This window comes from Siminovitchia fortis (assembly GCF_007681465.1).
Lineage (GTDB): Bacteria > Bacillota > Bacilli > Bacillales > Bacillaceae_C > Siminovitchia > Siminovitchia fortis.
The window spans coordinates 18,814-36,028 of the sequence record NZ_VEKZ01000017.1 but is presented as its reverse complement, the minus strand read 5'-3'; the positions used below and the strand labels follow the sequence as shown (position 1 = coordinate 36,028).

Genomic DNA, 17,215 nt, shown 5'->3' with positions numbered 1-17,215 from the left:
GATAAATCTGGAGGTAGTACCTTGCCAACTAATAAAAAGGTTCTAATCATCGATGATGAGGAAGATATTTTACGGCTAATCGAAACGGTGTTAAAAAAAGAAGGAATTGAAAACGTAATAACAGCGACTACCGCCAAAGAGGGATTGGTTCAATTTCAAAATAATAATCCGGATATTGTTTTATTAGATATCATGCTGCCGGATGGTGAAGGCTATGATGTCTGTAAACAAATCAGAAACATTTCCAATGTGCCCATTCTTTTTTTATCGGCAAAAACCGAGGAAATTGATAAGTTATTGGGCTTCGCGATTGGCGGAGATGATTACATTACCAAGCCATTTAGCCCCAAAGAGGTCGCTTATCGCGTAAAAGCCCAATTGCGCCGGGCAGATTATATACAGTCCGAACCGCTGAAAGAGACAAAAATCAAGGCAGGTCCATTTGAGTTAAATGAAGAAAAGGCACAACTGACAAAGAATGGGCAAGTGATTGAATTGAAACCAAAAGAATTGGGGTTAATGAAGGTTTTCCTCCAGAACATGAACAAAGTAATCAGTAAGGAACAGCTTTATGATGCTGTCTGGGGCGAGGAGTTTTTCGGCATGGATAACACGGTCATGGTCCATATCCGCAGACTGCGGGAAAAAATCGAAGACCAGCCTTCCCATCCTCAATATCTTGTGACCGTTAAAGGTTTAGGGTATAAGCTGGCCATAGAGGATGCATAGGGTATGAAATGGAAGCTGACAGGAAGGTATTTACTATCTGTTGTTTTGGTTGTTGTCCTGATTATTTTCATCAATCTCATCCTCGGGATCACGTTGCTTGTGGCACAAGCTGCTTTTGATGTCCCCATTTTTCAAAACCGTGAAACATCTCCGGAACAATTCACGAGAAAATTCCATCAAGAAATTATCACAAAAAATCATGATGTAACAATTACTGAAAAGGGACAAAAAGAGTTAGCGAAAAAGAAGGCTTGGATTCAAATTTTAGATGAGAATAGCAATGAGGTTTACAGCTTCGGGGTTCCTGCGAATGTTAAGAAAAAATACACCCCGGCAGAAATTATTCAAATGTATAAGTATAAAGAAGTTGATGAAAATACAATTGTTTATGTTGGGGAAAAGAAAGGAAATGGCCGCCAGTTCAGCTATTTGATTGGAATTGAAAATCGCAGTTTAAATAGATATATTATTTCCTACGATAATCGGGATATTTTTATCGTAACTAAGGTAGGAATGGTTATATTACTAATAGACATTTTAATTGCGTTATTGGTTGGCTACCTTTTCAGCAAAAGGCTCACCCAGCCATTGCATACGCTAATTGACGGCATAAAGAAATTGGCGAATCGGCAATTTGATTATCATACTGAATCAAGAGGGTTATATAAAAATGTTTTTGATAATTTAAATCATTTATCTGACCAATTAAAGGCGAGCGAAAGAGAAAGAAAAAAGTTAGATTCAATGAGGGAAGAATGGATTGCCAACATTTCTCACGATATTAAAACCCCGCTGTCCTCGATTCAGGGCTATGCAGAAATGATCAAGGATCCGGATTATGACTTTACCTTGGACGAAATAAAGGAATACGCAGGGATTATCGAAGCGAAGTCCCTTTATATCAAAGAAGTGATGGAAGATTTAAATTTAACAACCAGATTAAAGAATAAGGAGCTATCGTTAAATAAAAAGGCGGTAAATATTGTCACTTTATTGCGCAAGATTGTGATTGATCTATTGAACAATCCGAAATATGCTGACCGCAACATCCAGTTCCATGTAAACCAAGAGACCATCATGTTAGAAATAGATGAAATTCTTTTTCGCAGAGCAATCAACAATTTAATTTATAATGCCATCGTCCATAATGATCATGATGTAAAAATCATCGTGAGCGTTGAACAAGACGAGTACACACATATTGTGATAAAAGATAACGGAAAGGGAATAGAGAAGGAAGAACTTGAGCGGATTTTTGACCGTTACTATCGCGGAACCAACACTGGAGCAGCTCATAGAGGATCCGGGCTGGGCATGGCCATAGCCAATGACATTATTAAAGCCCACGATGGAAGAATCATCATTCATAGTGAGGTTGGCTCCGGAACAACGATTGACATTCAAATTTGATCGATGGTTCATCTTATAAAGCTCAACTAACTTATATTGGACAAGCCATTCAAAGATGAATGGCTTTTTGTATTGGTTAATAAAATAGAACTAAAAAAAGGGTTAAAAGGATAGAAACTCCCAAAATGGTCCCCACTACAACGGTATGACGTTTACGTTGCATCACAATGATGGCAATATATTCTCGAATCATTGCATTTGGCCAGTAGTAGAATGCCGTTTTTGAACCAATTCCTTGGCTCTTTAGGCCTGCCATTTTTGCATATAAGCTGGCCCTGAATAGATGGAAATTGTTCGTAGTAAAGATGCTGTTATATTTGTCTCCTTTTATTGAATCCATTATTTGTTTTGAGTAAAGCATATTCTGGAATGTATTAACTGAACGAGTTTCTGTCAATGTATGCTCAGAAGGAATTCCTTTCTCTACAGCATACTTTTGCATGGCTTCCGCTTCAGGAAGGTTTTCATCCGGCCCTTGTCCGCCTGAGAAAAGTATGATGGGCGGGAAAGCGGCAGCCGCTTGTTTCCAATAAAAATCAATTGCCCTATTTATTCGACTGGCCAAGAGCGGCGGCACTTTATCGTTAATTAAACCACTGCCAAGCACGATGATAAAGTCTTGGTTATATTTTGGCTTGTTGAATTGATACAAAAAATAAGCAGTTAAAAAATTGGTTAAGTGTAAAAAGAAATAAACGACTATTAAGTAAGCCCCGGCGTATAAAGGTTCAAAATAAATAGGCAAAAAACGTTGAGGTTCCATGATACGGAATAGAAATATTATCAGAAGAAAGATACCAAAAATGAATGTTAAACTATTGGCAAAGCGGCGGCTTTCTTTTTTCATCAGGATTCGGCCATTTAAAAATAATCCAACCCCTAAAGCGAATAATCCAAATGCTGAGATAAAAAGTAGAAATAAAACAGTCGGGATAAGAGCGATTAGCTTAAAAATCATAATATCTGAGCTGAATCCTACATAACCACAAAAAATAAGAAATGAACAAAAAAATAGATTAAATAGAAAACCGTTTATCATTCGTCTATGATCTGTTAAATAAAAAGCTAGGAAAATAATGAATAAAATCAGAGTAATAATTCCAATAATTACCATTTTACACCTCGATTTTTTATAGGGATGTCCAGTTTCCTAAAAAAATAAAGCATAAAGTTTCCAAACGGAAATTTTATGCTTTACGTCACAAAGCAAAATAAAAACCACCAAATTATGTATTTGGTGGAGACGGTGGGAATCGAACCCACGTCCAAGAATATCGGCACTCAAGCATCTACGAGTGTAGTCGATATATTGGCGTTTCGCGTCTTCTTCAGCCTATCGACGGGCTTCCGAAGCGCTAGCCTGATTGGTCTCTTCCATGGTCCCCAGGCGGAGGACGTCCGGCGTAGCCCACTGAAAGTGAGACCCTTACCCTACCACATGGGCGATGGAGGGAGGATCCGCATTAGGCCTTAATTAGGCAGCTAAAGCGAGGTTATCGTTAGATTTGCCAGTTATTATTGGCTTTGACGTTTTTACGAGGACGATCCCCTCGACTCGCAACTTGAGCTCGACCTATCCCTGTCGAATCCAAAACGTCCCCATGATAAGAGAAACACCTTTTCTTTTTAAAAAGGTTCGTTTCGGGACACCCTTTCTATCGGGTACAGCTTATATTATAGCAGAAAACGAGAAAATTTCAAGACGCGAAGCGGTTTTACATTTTTTGGCGCTCGCGAAACGCCCTCTCGATGTCGCGTTTTGCTTCTTTTCTCTTAAGATCTTCACGCTTATCGTATTGCTTTTTACCTTTACCAAGACCAATCAGCATTTTGGCATATCCGTTTTTCAAATACAGCTTTAGCGGCACAAGCGTGTATCCCGCTTCTTTCGTCTCACCAATCAGCTTATTGATCTGCTTCCGGTGCAGCAGCAACTTCCTCGTCCGGATGGGATCATGATTATATCGGTTGCCGTGTTCATATGGGCTGATATGCATGTTATGGATAAAAACTTCCCCGTTTTGGATGCGGGCAAACGAATCCTTCAGGTTAACCCTTCCGGCTCGGATCGATTTAATTTCCGTCCCCTGCAAAACGATGCCGGCTTCATATGTCTCTTCAATAAAATAATCATGGTTCGCTTTTCTGTTTTGGGCAACCAGTTTCCCCTCTTGCTTCGCCATTTGCCTCCCCCCTTGCCATCTTCATGATTTATCATTATAACATGGGAAAGGAAAAAAGGTTAGAAGTACCCTCTTCTAACCTTTTCGTCTTTTCCCGCGTTTTCCATTTCTTACATTGGCAGGTTTATTATCATAGGATTTTTTCTTATTCCTTCGCGGCTTTCTTGTCGTCCATTCTTCAACATCGCTGTTTCCCTGAGGTCCTTTGCTTTTTTTCCCGCCATCGTCTTTCAATTTGACGATTTTCTTTGAATCATTTTCGGCACGCCTTTTTCCGCCTTTCATGCCGGCAATCTCAAAGTCGATGGAGTGCTCGTCTTTGTTGACATTGATCACGCGGACTGTCACTTCATCACCGATCCGGTATACATTCCCGGTACGCTCACCGATCAAGGCAAACTGACGCTCATCGTAATGATAGTAATCATCCGTCATATAGCTGACATGGACAAGGCCTTCAATCGTATTCGGAAGCTCAACGAACAAGCCGAAGTTGGTCGCAGAGCTGATAATCCCGTCGAACTCCTCGCCAATCTTGTCTTCCATATACTCCGCCTTTTTCAGTTCATCCGTATCCCGTTCGGCATCGACAGCACGGCGTTCCCTCTGGGAAGTATGCTGGGCGATTTCATCAAGCTGCGCATTCCATTTTTCACGGGTCGCCGAATCCACCTTCCCCTCAAACAGATACGTTCTGATCAATCTGTGGACGATCAAATCCGGGTAACGCCTGATCGGGGAAGTGAAATGAGTATAAAACTTTGTCGACAAACCGAAATGCCCAATGCTTTCCGGGTAATATTTAGCCTGCTGCATGGAACGGAGCATGACCGTGGAAACAACCATTTCTTCCGGCTTGCCATGAACGGCTTCCAATATTTCCTGAAGCGCCCGCGGGTGTACCGAGTTGGCCGTCCCTCTCACAATGAGATTGAAGTTCGTGATGAATTCAAAGAACCGCTGTAATTTTTCTTCTTTCGGATCTTCGTGGATACGGTATAAAAACGGCACCTCCATCCAATGAAAATGTTCAGCAACGGTTTCATTCGCTGCAAGCATGAATTCCTCAATGATCCGCTCGCCAATCGATCGTTCTCTTATCACAACATCAGTCGGCTTGCCGTCTTCATCTACGATCACTTTCGCTTCTTTGAAATCAAAATCGATGGCTCCGCGCTTCATCCGCTTATTTTGAAGAATTCCCTGCAGTTCTTTCATCAGCTCAAACATCGGGACGAGCGTCCCATATTTATTCCGTAAATCCGGATCTTTGTCGATCAGAATTTTATTAACATCGGAGTAAGTCATCCGCTCAGTCGTTTTAATGACGGATGGAAAAATTTCGTGGCTGACAACCTCTCCCCGTGCGTTTATTTCCATTTCACACGATAATGTAAAGCGGTCCACCTTCGGATTAAGCGAGCAAATCCCGTTCGACAGCCTGTGTGGAATCATCGGAATGACACGATCCACCAAATAGACGCTCGTACCCCGCTCATACGCTTCGCGGTCAATCGGCGATCCTTCTTTTACATAGTGGCTCACATCGGCGATATGAACACCAAGCTTGTAATTGCCATTGTCCAATTTCGTCACTGTCACTGCATCATCGAGATCCTTCGCATCCGCGCCGTCGATCGTCACAATCGTCTCGCCGCGTAAATCCCGACGGTTTCCAATATCATTTTCGTCAATTGTTTCCGGCACATTATTGGCCTGTTCCATCACTTCATCCGGAAAAGCAAGCGGTAAACCATGTTTATGGATAACGGACAAAATATCTACACCTGGATCATTCTTATGCCCCAGAATTTGAATGATTTCACCCTCTGCATTTTTGCGGTTCTCCGGATACGTTGTGATGCGGACGATAACTTTATGTCCCTCGACCGCTCCCATGCTGGCATTTTTCGGGATAAAAATATCATCCGCAATCTTTTTATCATCCGGGATGACAAATCCGAAATGTTTGCTTTCGCTGTATGTGCCGACGACCTGCAAGGTGCCGCGCTCCAAAATCCTTACAACCGCACCCTCTCTCCTTGCTCCGCCTGTTGATGGAGAAACCCTTACGAGAACCTTATCCCCATTCATGGCTCCGTTGACTTCATGCGGCGGGATAAAAATATCATCCATCCCCGGCTCATCCGGCATCAAGAAACCAAATCCTTTGGCATTCCCCGAAAAAGATCCCCGAACAAGGTTCATTTTTTCCGGAACACCATAGCGATTGCTTCTTGTCCGGACAATCAGCCCTTTTTCTTCCAAGGCCACAAGCGCTTTTACAAAATCCTTAAAGCTTTCCGACCCCTCAATCCGGAATTTTTCTTCCAGCTCTTTGACGGTCAGCGGCTTATACGCCTCATCTTTCATATAGGATAAAATTCGATCTGTATAATGCTGTTTGTTTTCTTCCATTTTACTCCTCCTCTCGTCTATACTGTCCAATCAAGCCCTTCAAGAAAGTGCAGGATATCTTCATGAAGCTGTTCCTTTTCCTCTCCCAACGTGATGACATGGCCGGAACGCTCGTACCACTTCAGATCCTTTTCAATTGATTCGGCCTGTTCATATATAATGTTGGCACTATCCGGATTGATCATATCGTCATGCCTTGCCTGTACAACAAAAAGCGGTGCATAAATCATATCGACTTGATCTCGGACATCTGCTATCAGCTGCTGCAGTGACTTCAGCGTATTCATCGGCGTTTTTTCAAATTCTTGCATTTCCTTGTCTATTTGGTCTTTCGGCTTTCCTTCCAGCTGTTTATATTCCCTTGCATATTTAAGTACCCCCTCGTACATGACTTCTTCACTTTTTATGTACATCGGTGCGCACATCGGAACAATTCCTTTTACAGGAACAGTGTAGCCCAATTTAAGGGAAAATACACCGCCAAGGGACAATCCTGCAACCGCGATCTCCTCGTATCCCCGAGTTTTCAAAAAGTCATATCCGTCCATGACATCTTTCCACCAGTCATCCGGCCCGGTATGGACAAGCTCCTCTGGAGGGACCCCGTGCCCTTTATATTGTGGTGCATGGCATGTATATCCGTTTTTCTCGAGGAACCTTCCCAACATCCTGACATCAGCTGTGTTTCCTGTAAAACCGTGAAGCAAAAGCACGGCTCTTTTTCCTGATTCAAAAGTGAAAGGTTCCGGAGCCTTGATTCTCATCTTATCGATCCCCTTTATGTCCATTTCTTCATGATCTGTTTACCCTATTTTAAGCAAACTATGGCGGGACAATCCAATGATAAACACACTTGATTCCTTTTTGTTTTGTGGTAAAAAAATAAAAAACCCGGCCCATCACGAACCAGGTTTACATTCCATATTAAACTTCAAAAAAGGCAACGGCCATAGTCAAAACGAAAAACAACACAGATAAAACGATTGTGATCCGGTTTAGGACCAGATCCATTCCGCGGGCTTTCTGCTTTCCGAAAAGCTGCTCCGCCCCGCCGGAAATCGCTCCTGAAAGGCCGGCACTTTTACCGGATTGCAATAAAACGACAATAATTAAAGCGATTGAAACAATGATCAATAAAGTAATAGCGATCGCATGCAATGAAAAACACACCTCCGTGCCCTTAACAATAATTTAAATGTAGCATAATCAGCCCATTAAAGGCAAGAGGGGCCGTAAAAATTTGTCCTCGGAAATTGTCTTGTTTGCCCGCGCTGACCAAAACAGGCGCTTGCGCCTTTTTTTATTGTCCAGCTTCAGCGCCTAGCCCCGCAAGGATCAAGCCGATTCCCTGTGGTGGCTGAAGAACTGCCTCCTCGGGAATCGTCTTGTGCTTGTCGGGGCTAACCAAGGCGCTTCCACTTTTCTTATTATTTGATATTATAAAAAGCTGTCAATCCAGGGTAGACGGCTGTATCTCCGAGTGTATCTTCAATGCGGAGAAGCTGGTTGTATTTTGCCACACGGTCCGTTCTGGACGGAGCGCCCGTTTTGATCTGTCCGGCATTTGCCGCCACGGCAATATCAGCGATTGTGCTGTCTTCCGTTTCGCCGGAGCGGTGTGAAATGACCGCTGTATAGCCTGCACGCTTTGCCATTTCAATCGCATCAAATGTTTCTGTCAAAGTACCGATTTGGTTTACCTTGATCAAAATGGAGTTGCCGACGCCCTGCTCGATTCCTTTGGCAAGCTTTTCAGTGTTTGTTACAAAAAGGTCGTCACCAACAAGCTGTACTTTGGAACCGATCCGCTCAGTCAGCAATTTGTGACCTTCCCAGTCGTTCTCATCCAAACCGTCTTCGATGGAAATGATTGGATATTTGTTGACAAGCTCCTCGTACCAGGCGACCATCTCTTCAGAAGTTCTGACGACGCCTTCGCCGCTTAAATGGTACTTGCCGTCTTCTTTATTATAAAGCTCGGAAGAAGCGACATCCATCGCAAGCTTGATTTCTTCTCCAGGTTTATATCCTGCCTTTTCAATCGCTGCCATCAATGTTTCCAATGCTTCTTCATTGGAATTCAAGTTCGGTGCAAAGCCGCCCTCATCACCAACAGCCGTATTCAAACCTTTTTCCTTCAACACTCCTTTCAGGCTGTGGAAAATTTCCGCTCCAATGCGAAGCGCTTCTTTGAAGCTCGGCGCTCCGACAGGCATGACCATGAATTCCTGGATATCCACGTTGTTATCAGCATGCTCTCCGCCGTTTAAAATGTTCATCATCGGAACCGGAAGCTGCTTGGAATTGAATCCGCCTAAATATTGATATAGCTCAAGTCCGAGCAAATCAGCCGCTGCATGGGCAACTGCCATGGAAACACCCAAGATGGCATTCGCGCCAAGCTTTCCTTTATTGTGGGTGCCGTCAAGTTCAATCATCGTCTGGTCGATTCCGACTTGGTCGGTGACATCCATTCCGATGATTTCTCCGGCAATCACGTCATTTACATTTTCAACGGCTGTTTCCACACCTTTGCCAAGGTAGCGGCCTTTGTCACCGTCCCGCAATTCCACAGCTTCATATTCACCGGTGGATGCACCGCTTGGTACGAGTGCACGTCCAAATCCGCCGGATTCAGTGATGACTTCCACCTCGACTGTTGGATTACCGCGGGAATCCAATACTTCACGTGCATATACATTGGCTATGAATGGCATAGAAATCTCTCCTTGTAATTAAGATAATAATTGTGCTATGTCTGGCTCCAGCGCCCAGCGACTAGCAAACTTCGCCTTCCTACACTTCGATAAGTCAACATCGGTTTGTACGTCGCTAAACGGGCGCTTCCGCTTTTCTAATTAATCAAGCTGCTGCCTGTCATTTCATCCGGCTTCTCTATATTAAGCAAATCAAGCATCGTCGGTGCAAGATCAGCGAGGATGCCCCCGTCACGAAGACGAATCCCTTGCTTTGTGACGATTACCGGTACAGGATTCGTTGTATGGGCAGTCATCGGCGCACCTTCTGGCGTCACCACTTCATCCGAATTTCCGTGGTCCGCCGTAATGATGGCTGTACCGCCTTTTTCCAAAATGAGATCTACTACCCGTCCAAGGCACTCATCCACTGCTTCAATGGCGTCAATGGTCGGCTGAAGCATACCTGAATGACCAACCATGTCGGGATTGGCGAAATTCAATATGATGGCATCAAAGCGGTCATCCTGAATTTCAGCACATAGAGCGTCCGTTACTTCATAAGCGCTCATTTCAGGTTTCAAATCGTACGTCGCCACTTTCGGCGAGTCGATCAGAATCCGCTTTTCCCCGGGGAATTCATCTTCTTTTCCACCGCTCATGAAAAAAGTAACGTGAGGATATTTCTCCGTTTCCGCAATCCGCAGCTGGCTCAGTCCAGCCCTTGAAATCACTTCACCAACCGTTTGATCAAGGTTGACGTTTTTAAAAGCAACATATCCGTTCACCGTTTCGGAAAAATGGGTCATGCAAACAAAGTGCAGGTCCTTTGGCCTGTTTTCCCCGCGGTCGAACCCGTGAAATTCCTCATTTGTAAAAACGTTGGAAATCTGAATGGCACGGTCCGGACGGAAGTTGAAAAAGATCACGGAGTCTCCGCTTTCGATTGTTGCGTTCGGTTTTCCCTTTTCATCCGTGATGATCGAAGGGAGCATGAATTCGTCAAAAATACCATGGGTATACGAGTCTTCGATCATTTTCAGCGGATCGGAATAGAGCGGCCCTTCTCCGAATGCCATCGCCCGGTAGGCTTTTTCCACACGATCCCACCGTTTGTCGCGGTCCATTGAATAGAACCTTCCTGATACCGTGGCAAATTTTCCGACTCCGAATTCATCCATTTTTTCCTGGGCTGCTTTAACATATTTTTCAGCTGTTTTCGGACCGACATCCCTTCCGTCCAAAATGGCATGAACATACACTTCCTTCACGCCCTGATCGGCAGCAAGTTTCAAAAGGGCATACATATGGTCGATATGGCTGTGCACCCCGCCGTCCGAAAGCAGGCCCATCAAATGAAGCTTTTTCCCGTTCTCTTTTGCATTTTTCACAGCAGCCAAAAACGTTTCGTTCTTTTCAAACTCACCATTTCGGATCGCTATATTCACCCTTGTCAGGCTTTGGTAAACAATCCTTCCGGCACCGATATTCAAATGCCCGACTTCCGAGTTTCCCATCTGGCCTTCCGGAAGACCGACCGCTTCTCCGCATGCCGTTAGCTGTGTATGCGGATATGTATTCCAATAGCGGTCAAAATTCGGTTTGTTTGCCTGAGCCACGGCATTTCCTATTGTTTCTTTTCGGAGGCCGAAACCATCCAGGATGATCAAAGCAGTTGGTGATTTACTCATTGATGGACGCCTCCAGTAATGCCAGGAACGAATCCGGATCCAGGCTTGCCCCTCCGACAAGCGCACCGTCAATATTTGGACAGCTTATAAAATCACGGATATTTTCCGGTTTCACACTGCCTCCATATTGAATGCGAACGGCATCAGCAGCCTCTTTTGAAAAATTGTTCTCTATCACTTGACGGATATGGCCGCACACTTCGTCTGCTCCTTCAGCCGTCGATGATTTGCCTGTTCCGATAGCCCAAATAGGTTCATAGGCAATGACAAGACACTTCACCTGCTCCTCTGTAAGTCCTTGAAGCGCTCTTTTCACCTGGTTTCCGACGTGCTCATTCGTTTCACCGTTTTCCCATTGTTCAAGTGATTCCCCGACGCAGACAATCGGAATCATGCCGTATCGAAAAGCAGAAAGCACTTTTTTATTCACGGAATTGTCCGTCTCGTTATATAATTCACGCCGCTCGGAATGGCCCAGAATCACGTGGGAAACGCCGATCCCTTTTAACGCAGCCGGACTGACTTCACCGGTAAAGGCGCCTTTTTCTTCATAATGCATTGTTTGCGCGCCAATTTTTACATTATAGCCGTTAACTTCCTTCACTAGACGGTCAAGAAACAGGAAAGGGGCGCAAATGACCGTATCAACCTGGGCATTCGATGGAACAAGCCCTTTTACCTTCTCGGTAAAATCCACCGCCTCTTCCATTGTTTTGTGCATTTTCCAATTACCTGCAATGATCGGTTTTCGCATGCAGTTTCATCCTTTCAATCTGTACGGGTGATGAGATAGCAGAAAATATTACAATCGATTCTGTTTGATATCCAGCTCCAGGTGCCATCGGCGCAAGGATCAAGCCTAAGGCTGCGCGCCTTGCGCTTTTCTTATTCATCAAGCGCCGCAATTCCCGGCAGGTTTTTGCCTTCCATGAATTCGAGGGAAGCTCCGCCGCCTGTGGAAATATGGTCCATCTGGCCGGAAAGCGAAAAATGCTCCACCGCCCTGGCGGAATCTCCGCCGCCGATGATCGAATATGTATGATCAGCTTCAGCCAACGCCTCTGCTACAGCTTTCGTTCCTTGGGCAAAAGGTTCCATTTCAAAAACGCCCATCGGGCCATTCCAAATGACAAGCTTGGATTCTTTGATGACACGGCTGTACAATTCTGCCGTTTTCGGTCCAATATCAAGCGCAAGCCAGCCGTCCGGAATGCTGTTGATGTCCACAACTTTAGAATTCGCATTTTCAGAAAAAGCATCTGCTACGACGGCATCAATCGGCAGGTAAAATTTTACGCCTTTTCTATCCGCTTTTTCCATAAAGCTTTTTGCAAGCTCAATCTTATCTTCTTCCAACAAGGAGTCACCGATTTCATAGCCTTGGGCTTTGACGAAGGTGAAGGCAAGCCCGCCGCCGATGATCAGGTTGTCCACCTTATCGAGCAAATTATCGATAACACCGATTTTATCTTTTACTTTTGCACCGCCGATGATCGCCGTAAAAGGCCTTGCCGGGTTTGAGAGGGCATTTCCAAGAACCTCCAGCTCCTTCTCGATCAAAAATCCCGCAGCAGACGGCAGATGCTTCGCCACACCTTCTGTAGAGACATGCGCGCGGTGCGCAGTACCGAATGCATCATTCACATAAAGGTCGGCAAGCCCCGCAAACGCTTTAGCCAGCTCTTCATCGTTCTTTTCCTCGCCGGGATGGAACCGTACATTTTCAAGAAGCAGAATGTCACCCTCCTTGAGCCCGGCAGCCTTTTCTTTCACATCTTCTCCAATTACATCTTTGGAGTAATGGATCTCCTTGCCCAGCAGCTCTTCGAGCTTTTTCGCAACAGGAGCCAATCTGAGCTCTTCCACCACTTTTCCTTTGGGCCTTCCCATATGGCTGGCTAAAATGATGCTCGCCCCATTATCGGACAAATAGCGGATGGTCGGCAGTGCCGCCCGAATTCTTGTATCATCAGCAATGGTTCCTTCATTCATCGGAACATTGAAATCCACTCGGCAAAAAACTTTTTTTCCTCTGACATCCAGATCCTTGATTGATTTTTTCTTCACTGGGTAAGCCTCCTCCTAACGTCCCTCTAAACGCAGAAAATAAGAGAGTGGGTTTATTTTCCCGCTCCCTCTTTTCGCACCCCTCTATATTATAGATGCCAATACATGAATTATCCAATACCAAATCTGAATTTTTGACTATAATCCTCTTTTTTTGATATAAGCGGCCAAATCTACAAGCCGGTTCGAATATCCAGTTTCATTGTCATACCAAGACAAGACCTTGGCCATATTTCCTTCCAGCACCATTGTGGACAGGGCATCAATCACGGAAGAATGCGGATCCCCGTTATAGTCACGGGAAACGAGCGGCTTATCGCAGTAGCCCAATACCCCTTTCATTTCTCCTTCGGATGCTGCTTTCAATGCCGCATTTACCTCTTCGGCTGTTACCTCTTTTTCCAGTTCAGCAACGAGGTCAACAACAGAGACGTTCGGTGTCGGAACCCTCATCGCCATTCCATTCAATTTTCCTTTTAATTCCGGAAGCACCAGTGATACGGCCTTCGCCGCGCCTGTCGTCGTCGGAATGATCGATTCGGCGGCCGCCCGTGCCCGGCGGTAATCTTTGTGCGGCAAATCAAGGATTTGCTGGTCATTCGTATAGGAATGGACCGTTGTCATCATGCCGCGCCTAATGCCGAAATTGTCATTCAATACTTTGGCGAATGGAGCAAGGCAGTTCGTTGTACAGGATGCATTTGATATGATGTGATCTGTTTCCGGATTATACTTCTCTTCATTCACACCCATGACGATGGTAATGTCTTCATCTGTTGCCGGAGCCGATATGATGACTTTTTTTGCACCTGCCTCCAAATGCTTGGCGGCGTCATTCCTTTTTGTAAAACGCCCGGTGGATTCAATCACGATGTCGGCACCAAGGTCTCCCCAGCGTATCCGGGACGGATCTCTTTCGGCAAACACCTGCAGCTTGCGGCCGCCCACGATGATTTTATCATTTTCTGCGAAGATTTCTTCACCAAGAGTTCCATGCACTGAATCATATTGAAGCAAATGTGCAAGCATCCCGGCATCCGTTAAGTCATTCACAGCTACAATTTCAACTTCTTGGGACTTGAGCGCGGCCCGGAAAACATTTCTCCCAATTCTTCCAAAACCGTTGATTCCTACTTTTACTGACATACTTTTATTCCTCCTTCAATATTTCTGCTGCCGCACCTTCATCTGTGACCAACACGGTTGATTTAGGCGCATTTTTCATGTATGACCTTATAGCTTTTGCCTTCGATTTTCCTCCGGCCGCTGCAATGACATGTTTGAAGCGGGGAAGATCCTTTAACTGCAAGCCGATTGTGGAGACTTTATGCACAATGTTGCCGTCAAGATCGAAATAATAGCCGAATGCTTCCCCGACAGCGTGTCCCTTCATAATTTTATCCATGCTTTCTTCATCCGTATTCCGCCGCTCAGCCATTTTCATTGCTTCTCCAATTCCATGCAGCACGATATCGGCTGACCGGATCAAGCTGAGTGTGTTATTGATGGACGGTTCTTTTAACAATATTGAGCGGAGCTCATCGCTTACTTCATCCGGGACATATAAGACACGGTGCGTGCCCCCTGTATTTTCCGCCATTGCCGCACAAATGGAGTTGGCCTGGTCACTGACTTTTCCGCCTACACCGCCTCGTGCGGGTACAAATAACATCTCCCTCCCCGCAACATTTATGTCCATAAGCGCTTTGGCCACGGAGCCCATCGTTGTTCCGCCTGTGACCGTTATCGTATTTTTCTCATCAAGCAAAGCCGCCAGCCTTCGGGCGCACGCTTTCCCGATCTCATCCTTGATTAACGGCATTTTGTCGCTGTCTCCGGGAACGATGATTGTTTCTGCGATCCCGAGATGCTCGCTTAACTGTTTTTCCGCCTTATGAATTCCGATAATCTCCTTCATCAAGTCTTCAAGCTTGGTTAAAAGCTTTCTTCCATCCGATGTGAGGCGCATACCGGCAGGTTGAAAATCAATCAGGTGCCGGTCTTTTAGAAATTCCACCTCGCCTCTCAGCACCCGTTCTGTCATATCCAGCATTTGGGCCAAGGGCCTTCTTCCTACCGGCTCCGTCAGCCGGATTGACCTTAGAACGAAATACCGCCTTTCCATAGCATCCAGGAGGTCAGGCACCAACTGCTGCTGGAGCTTTAGCAACTCCTTCATATCAATCCCCTCTTCACATCGGTCCCATAGGGTCGTTTTTTGTCCCACTTTATCAAAAAAAGAACCAGCCATTACAGATATAATAGCAGGTTCAATAGGGTCATTTCAAATTTTCTTTCAGTTCTTTTTCCAAAGCCGCCAAATCGATCCGGCCATACTGGACAATTTCCCCGTTTATTTCAACAACAGGAATCATCAGTCCGAATTTTTCCGTCAGCTCGTCGCTTGCGTCGATATCCTTTTCTATAATTTCAAAAGGGTATTCTTCCTGAAGCAGCTGCAAAAGCAGCTTGCCTTCTTCACAAAGCTCGCATTTGTTTCTTGTATAATAGTTAACTTCCATTTTCTACTCATACCGTTTCCTTTTTGTTGATGAGGGGATGCGCAGCTGCTCCCGGTATTTGGCAACAGTCCTCCTTGATAAAGTGAGGCCTTTATCTTTCAGCATGTTCGCAATTGCCTGGTCGGACAGCGGCTTGCCCTTGTCCTCCTTGTCGATGAGCCCTTTGATTAAGGCCTTCGCCTGGCCTGCCGATGCCTGTTCTCCGTCGCTTGCCGTATTTGACTGGAGAGCCTGGGAGAAGAATTTTTTAAGTTCATGCATGCCGCTCGGCGTTTGTATATATTTTCCCCTGATAGCCCGGCTCACAGTTGATTCATGTACTTCTATTTTTTCAGCAACATCTTTTAATGTCAACGGCTTGAGGAAGCGGGGACCTTTCAGGAAAAAGTCCTGCTGTTCTTCAATGATCGCCATTCCCACTTTCATCAATGTCTGCTTTCTCTGTTCGATGCTGCGCATGATCCAGCGGAAGTCCTGGCGCTTATCATTTAAATACTGTTTCACCTTATCATCCGCGACGCTTGCCATTTCATTATAATAATCAGATTGATAACGAATGGCCGGCAGATGCCTTTCAAACAACTGCAGTTCCATCTTCCCGTCATTGATCTCCAAAATGAGATCCGGAATAACGTATTGGGGCCTTTCGTAATCAAAGCGGGTGCCGGGCCGCGGATCCAGCGTCGTAATGAAATCGGCCGCCTGCTGGATTTCTTTCAGGCTGACATCCAGTTTTTCCGATAAAACCTTCCATTTTTTCTCCGCAAACTCATTGAAATATTCAGTCAATAGCTCGACAGCCAATTCCGGGGTATCGTCTCTTCTCCATGCTTGCAACACAAGGCATTCCTGCAGCGACCTTGCGGCTACCCCTGCAGGCTCAAGGCTCTGGACAAGCTGCAAGATCTCTTCTGCCTCTTCTATTGATGTACCGGTAATAGCGGCAGCTTCTTCGACAGTTATTGTCAAATATCCATTCGGATCTAAATTATATATGAATTGTTCAACTAGTTTTTCTTGAAAATCGGACAGCGCTTTCATCACCAGCTGAGAGAACAAATGATCGGCAAGCCCCTCAGTCGGCTCAGCCATTTGCTCGAGCCATTTTTTTTGATCATTTTCAGGATTGGTGACTTTTCTTTTCCTCACTCTGTCGTAGCGGGGATCTACAGATCGAACGATTGGTGATTCAAGCTGGATGAGCGGATTCTCCATTTCTTTCATTTCAAGAAAAGCTGTTAATTCATGGGCGGTGTACTGCAATATCGTAATCGCCTGCTGCAGCTCCTGCGTCATCGTCAGATTCAAGGTTTGTTTTTGCAACAAAGCCGGTTCCAGTTTCATTGATCCTATCCCCCCTCCTGCTATTTTACTATATTATCATAAAATCGTATATAAGTTTTAGAATTTGCGCCTGCCATCCTCCCATTGTGATCTTTTTGGCGAAAAAAACAAAATTCCGCAAGAGCGGAAAATCGAACTGCCTATTTTGTCGCTTT

At 45.0% G+C, this 17,215-nt stretch carries 15 protein-coding genes and 1 other RNA gene; 2 read left to right on the top strand and 14 right to left on the bottom strand.

Annotated elements, in window-relative coordinates; translation table 11 throughout:
* Positions 1–21 precede the first annotated feature (21 nt).
* Complete coding sequence (locus FS666_RS07970) at positions 22–729, top strand: response regulator transcription factor (protein WP_144461296.1); 708 nt, start codon at positions 22–24, stop codon at positions 727–729.
* 3 nt (positions 730–732) lie between these two features.
* Entirely contained in the window at positions 733–2,139 is a 1,407-nt protein-coding gene (locus FS666_RS07965; protein ID WP_144461295.1) for a sensor histidine kinase, read from the top strand.
* Between the two features lie 76 nt (positions 2,140–2,215).
* On the opposite strand, the gene FS666_RS07960 is transcribed toward FS666_RS07965, so the two are convergent.
* The 14 genes from FS666_RS07960 to rpoN all read right to left on the bottom strand — a co-directional run bounded on the left by FS666_RS07960 (position 2,216) and on the right by rpoN (position 17,060).
* On the bottom strand, positions 2,216–3,253 hold the full coding sequence (locus FS666_RS07960; RefSeq protein ID WP_144461294.1) for a YdcF family protein: 1,038 nt from the start codon (positions 3,251–3,253) through the stop codon (positions 2,216–2,218).
* A gap of 121 nt (positions 3,254–3,374) precedes the next feature.
* Positions 3,375–3,740, bottom strand: a transfer-messenger RNA (tmRNA) gene (ssrA, locus tag FS666_RS07955).
* Positions 3,741–3,854: 114 nt separating this feature from the next.
* Complete coding sequence (smpB, locus tag FS666_RS07950; RefSeq protein WP_120071045.1) at positions 3,855–4,322, bottom strand: SsrA-binding protein SmpB; 468 nt, start codon at positions 4,320–4,322, stop codon at positions 3,855–3,857.
* 75 nt (positions 4,323–4,397) lie between these two features.
* Complete coding sequence (rnr, locus tag FS666_RS07945; RefSeq protein WP_144461293.1) at positions 4,398–6,740, bottom strand: ribonuclease R; 2,343 nt, start codon at positions 6,738–6,740, stop codon at positions 4,398–4,400.
* 17 nt (positions 6,741–6,757) lie between these two features.
* On the bottom strand, positions 6,758–7,504 hold the full coding sequence (locus FS666_RS07940; RefSeq protein WP_120071052.1) for an alpha/beta hydrolase: 747 nt from the start codon (positions 7,502–7,504) through the stop codon (positions 6,758–6,760).
* Positions 7,505–7,664: 160 nt separating this feature from the next.
* Positions 7,665–7,898, bottom strand: a complete 234-nt coding sequence (secG, locus tag FS666_RS07935) for a preprotein translocase subunit SecG (protein WP_120071055.1) — start codon at positions 7,896–7,898, stop codon at positions 7,665–7,667.
* Positions 7,899–8,167: 269 nt separating this feature from the next.
* On the bottom strand, positions 8,168–9,457 hold the full coding sequence (gene eno, locus FS666_RS07930; RefSeq protein ID WP_144461292.1) for a phosphopyruvate hydratase: 1,290 nt from the start codon (positions 9,455–9,457) through the stop codon (positions 8,168–8,170).
* Positions 9,458–9,594: 137 nt separating this feature from the next.
* Positions 9,595–11,127 (bottom strand): 2,3-bisphosphoglycerate-independent phosphoglycerate mutase, encoded by a 1,533-nt coding sequence (gene gpmI, locus FS666_RS07925; RefSeq protein WP_144461291.1) that lies wholly within the window; start codon positions 11,125–11,127, stop codon positions 9,595–9,597.
* Positions 11,120–11,881, bottom strand: a complete 762-nt coding sequence (gene tpiA, locus FS666_RS07920; RefSeq protein ID WP_144461290.1) for a triose-phosphate isomerase — start codon at positions 11,879–11,881, stop codon at positions 11,120–11,122. Before tpiA ends, gpmI begins: the two co-directional genes overlap by 8 nt.
* Before the next feature lie 131 nt (positions 11,882–12,012).
* A complete protein-coding gene (locus tag FS666_RS07915) occupies positions 12,013–13,194 on the bottom strand; it encodes a phosphoglycerate kinase (protein WP_144461289.1) in 1,182 nt (393 codons plus the stop codon).
* A 138-nt stretch (positions 13,195–13,332) separates the two neighbouring features.
* Entirely contained in the window at positions 13,333–14,340 is a 1,008-nt protein-coding gene (gene gap / locus FS666_RS07910) for a type I glyceraldehyde-3-phosphate dehydrogenase (protein ID WP_144461288.1), read from the bottom strand.
* A 4-nt stretch (positions 14,341–14,344) separates the two neighbouring features.
* On the bottom strand, positions 14,345–15,373 hold the full coding sequence (locus FS666_RS07905) for a sugar-binding transcriptional regulator (RefSeq protein WP_144461287.1): 1,029 nt from the start codon (positions 15,371–15,373) through the stop codon (positions 14,345–14,347).
* A 100-nt stretch (positions 15,374–15,473) separates the two neighbouring features.
* Positions 15,474–15,716 carry a glutaredoxin family protein gene (locus FS666_RS07900; RefSeq protein ID WP_120071077.1) on the bottom strand — a complete coding sequence of 81 codons (243 nt, stop codon included), beginning with the start codon at positions 15,714–15,716 and terminating at the stop codon, positions 15,474–15,476.
* Between the two features lie 3 nt (positions 15,717–15,719).
* Positions 15,720–17,060 carry an RNA polymerase factor sigma-54 gene (gene rpoN / locus FS666_RS07895; protein WP_144461286.1) on the bottom strand — a complete coding sequence of 447 codons (1,341 nt, stop codon included), beginning with the start codon at positions 17,058–17,060 and terminating at the stop codon, positions 15,720–15,722.
* Positions 17,061–17,215 lie beyond the last annotated feature (155 nt).

Coding starts and splice junctions, on each gene's coding strand:
- FS666_RS07965 (WP_144461295.1), top strand. CDS start 733: ATGAAATGGAAGCTGACAGGAAGGTATTTACTATCTGTTGTTTTGGTT.
- FS666_RS07960 (WP_144461294.1), bottom strand. CDS start 3,253: ATGGTAATTATTGGAATTATTACTCTGATTTTATTCATTATTTTCCTA.
- smpB (WP_120071045.1), bottom strand. CDS start 4,322: ATGGCGAAGCAAGAGGGGAAACTGGTTGCCCAAAACAGAAAAGCGAAC.
- rnr (WP_144461293.1), bottom strand. CDS start 6,740: ATGGAAGAAAACAAACAGCATTATACAGATCGAATTTTATCCTATATG.
- FS666_RS07940 (WP_120071052.1), bottom strand. CDS start 7,504: ATGAGAATCAAGGCTCCGGAACCTTTCACTTTTGAATCAGGAAAAAGA.
- eno (WP_144461292.1), bottom strand. CDS start 9,457: ATGCCATTCATAGCCAATGTATATGCACGTGAAGTATTGGATTCCCGC.
- gpmI (WP_144461291.1), bottom strand. CDS start 11,127: ATGAGTAAATCACCAACTGCTTTGATCATCCTGGATGGTTTCGGCCTC.
- tpiA (WP_144461290.1), bottom strand. CDS start 11,881: ATGCGAAAACCGATCATTGCAGGTAATTGGAAAATGCACAAAACAATG.
- gap (WP_144461288.1), bottom strand. CDS start 14,340: ATGTCAGTAAAAGTAGGAATCAACGGTTTTGGAAGAATTGGGAGAAAT.
- FS666_RS07905 (WP_144461287.1), bottom strand. CDS start 15,373: ATGAAGGAGTTGCTAAAGCTCCAGCAGCAGTTGGTGCCTGACCTCCTG.
- FS666_RS07900 (WP_120071077.1), bottom strand. CDS start 15,716: ATGGAAGTTAACTATTATACAAGAAACAAATGCGAGCTTTGTGAAGAA.
- rpoN (WP_144461286.1), bottom strand. CDS start 17,060: ATGAAACTGGAACCGGCTTTGTTGCAAAAACAAACCTTGAATCTGACG.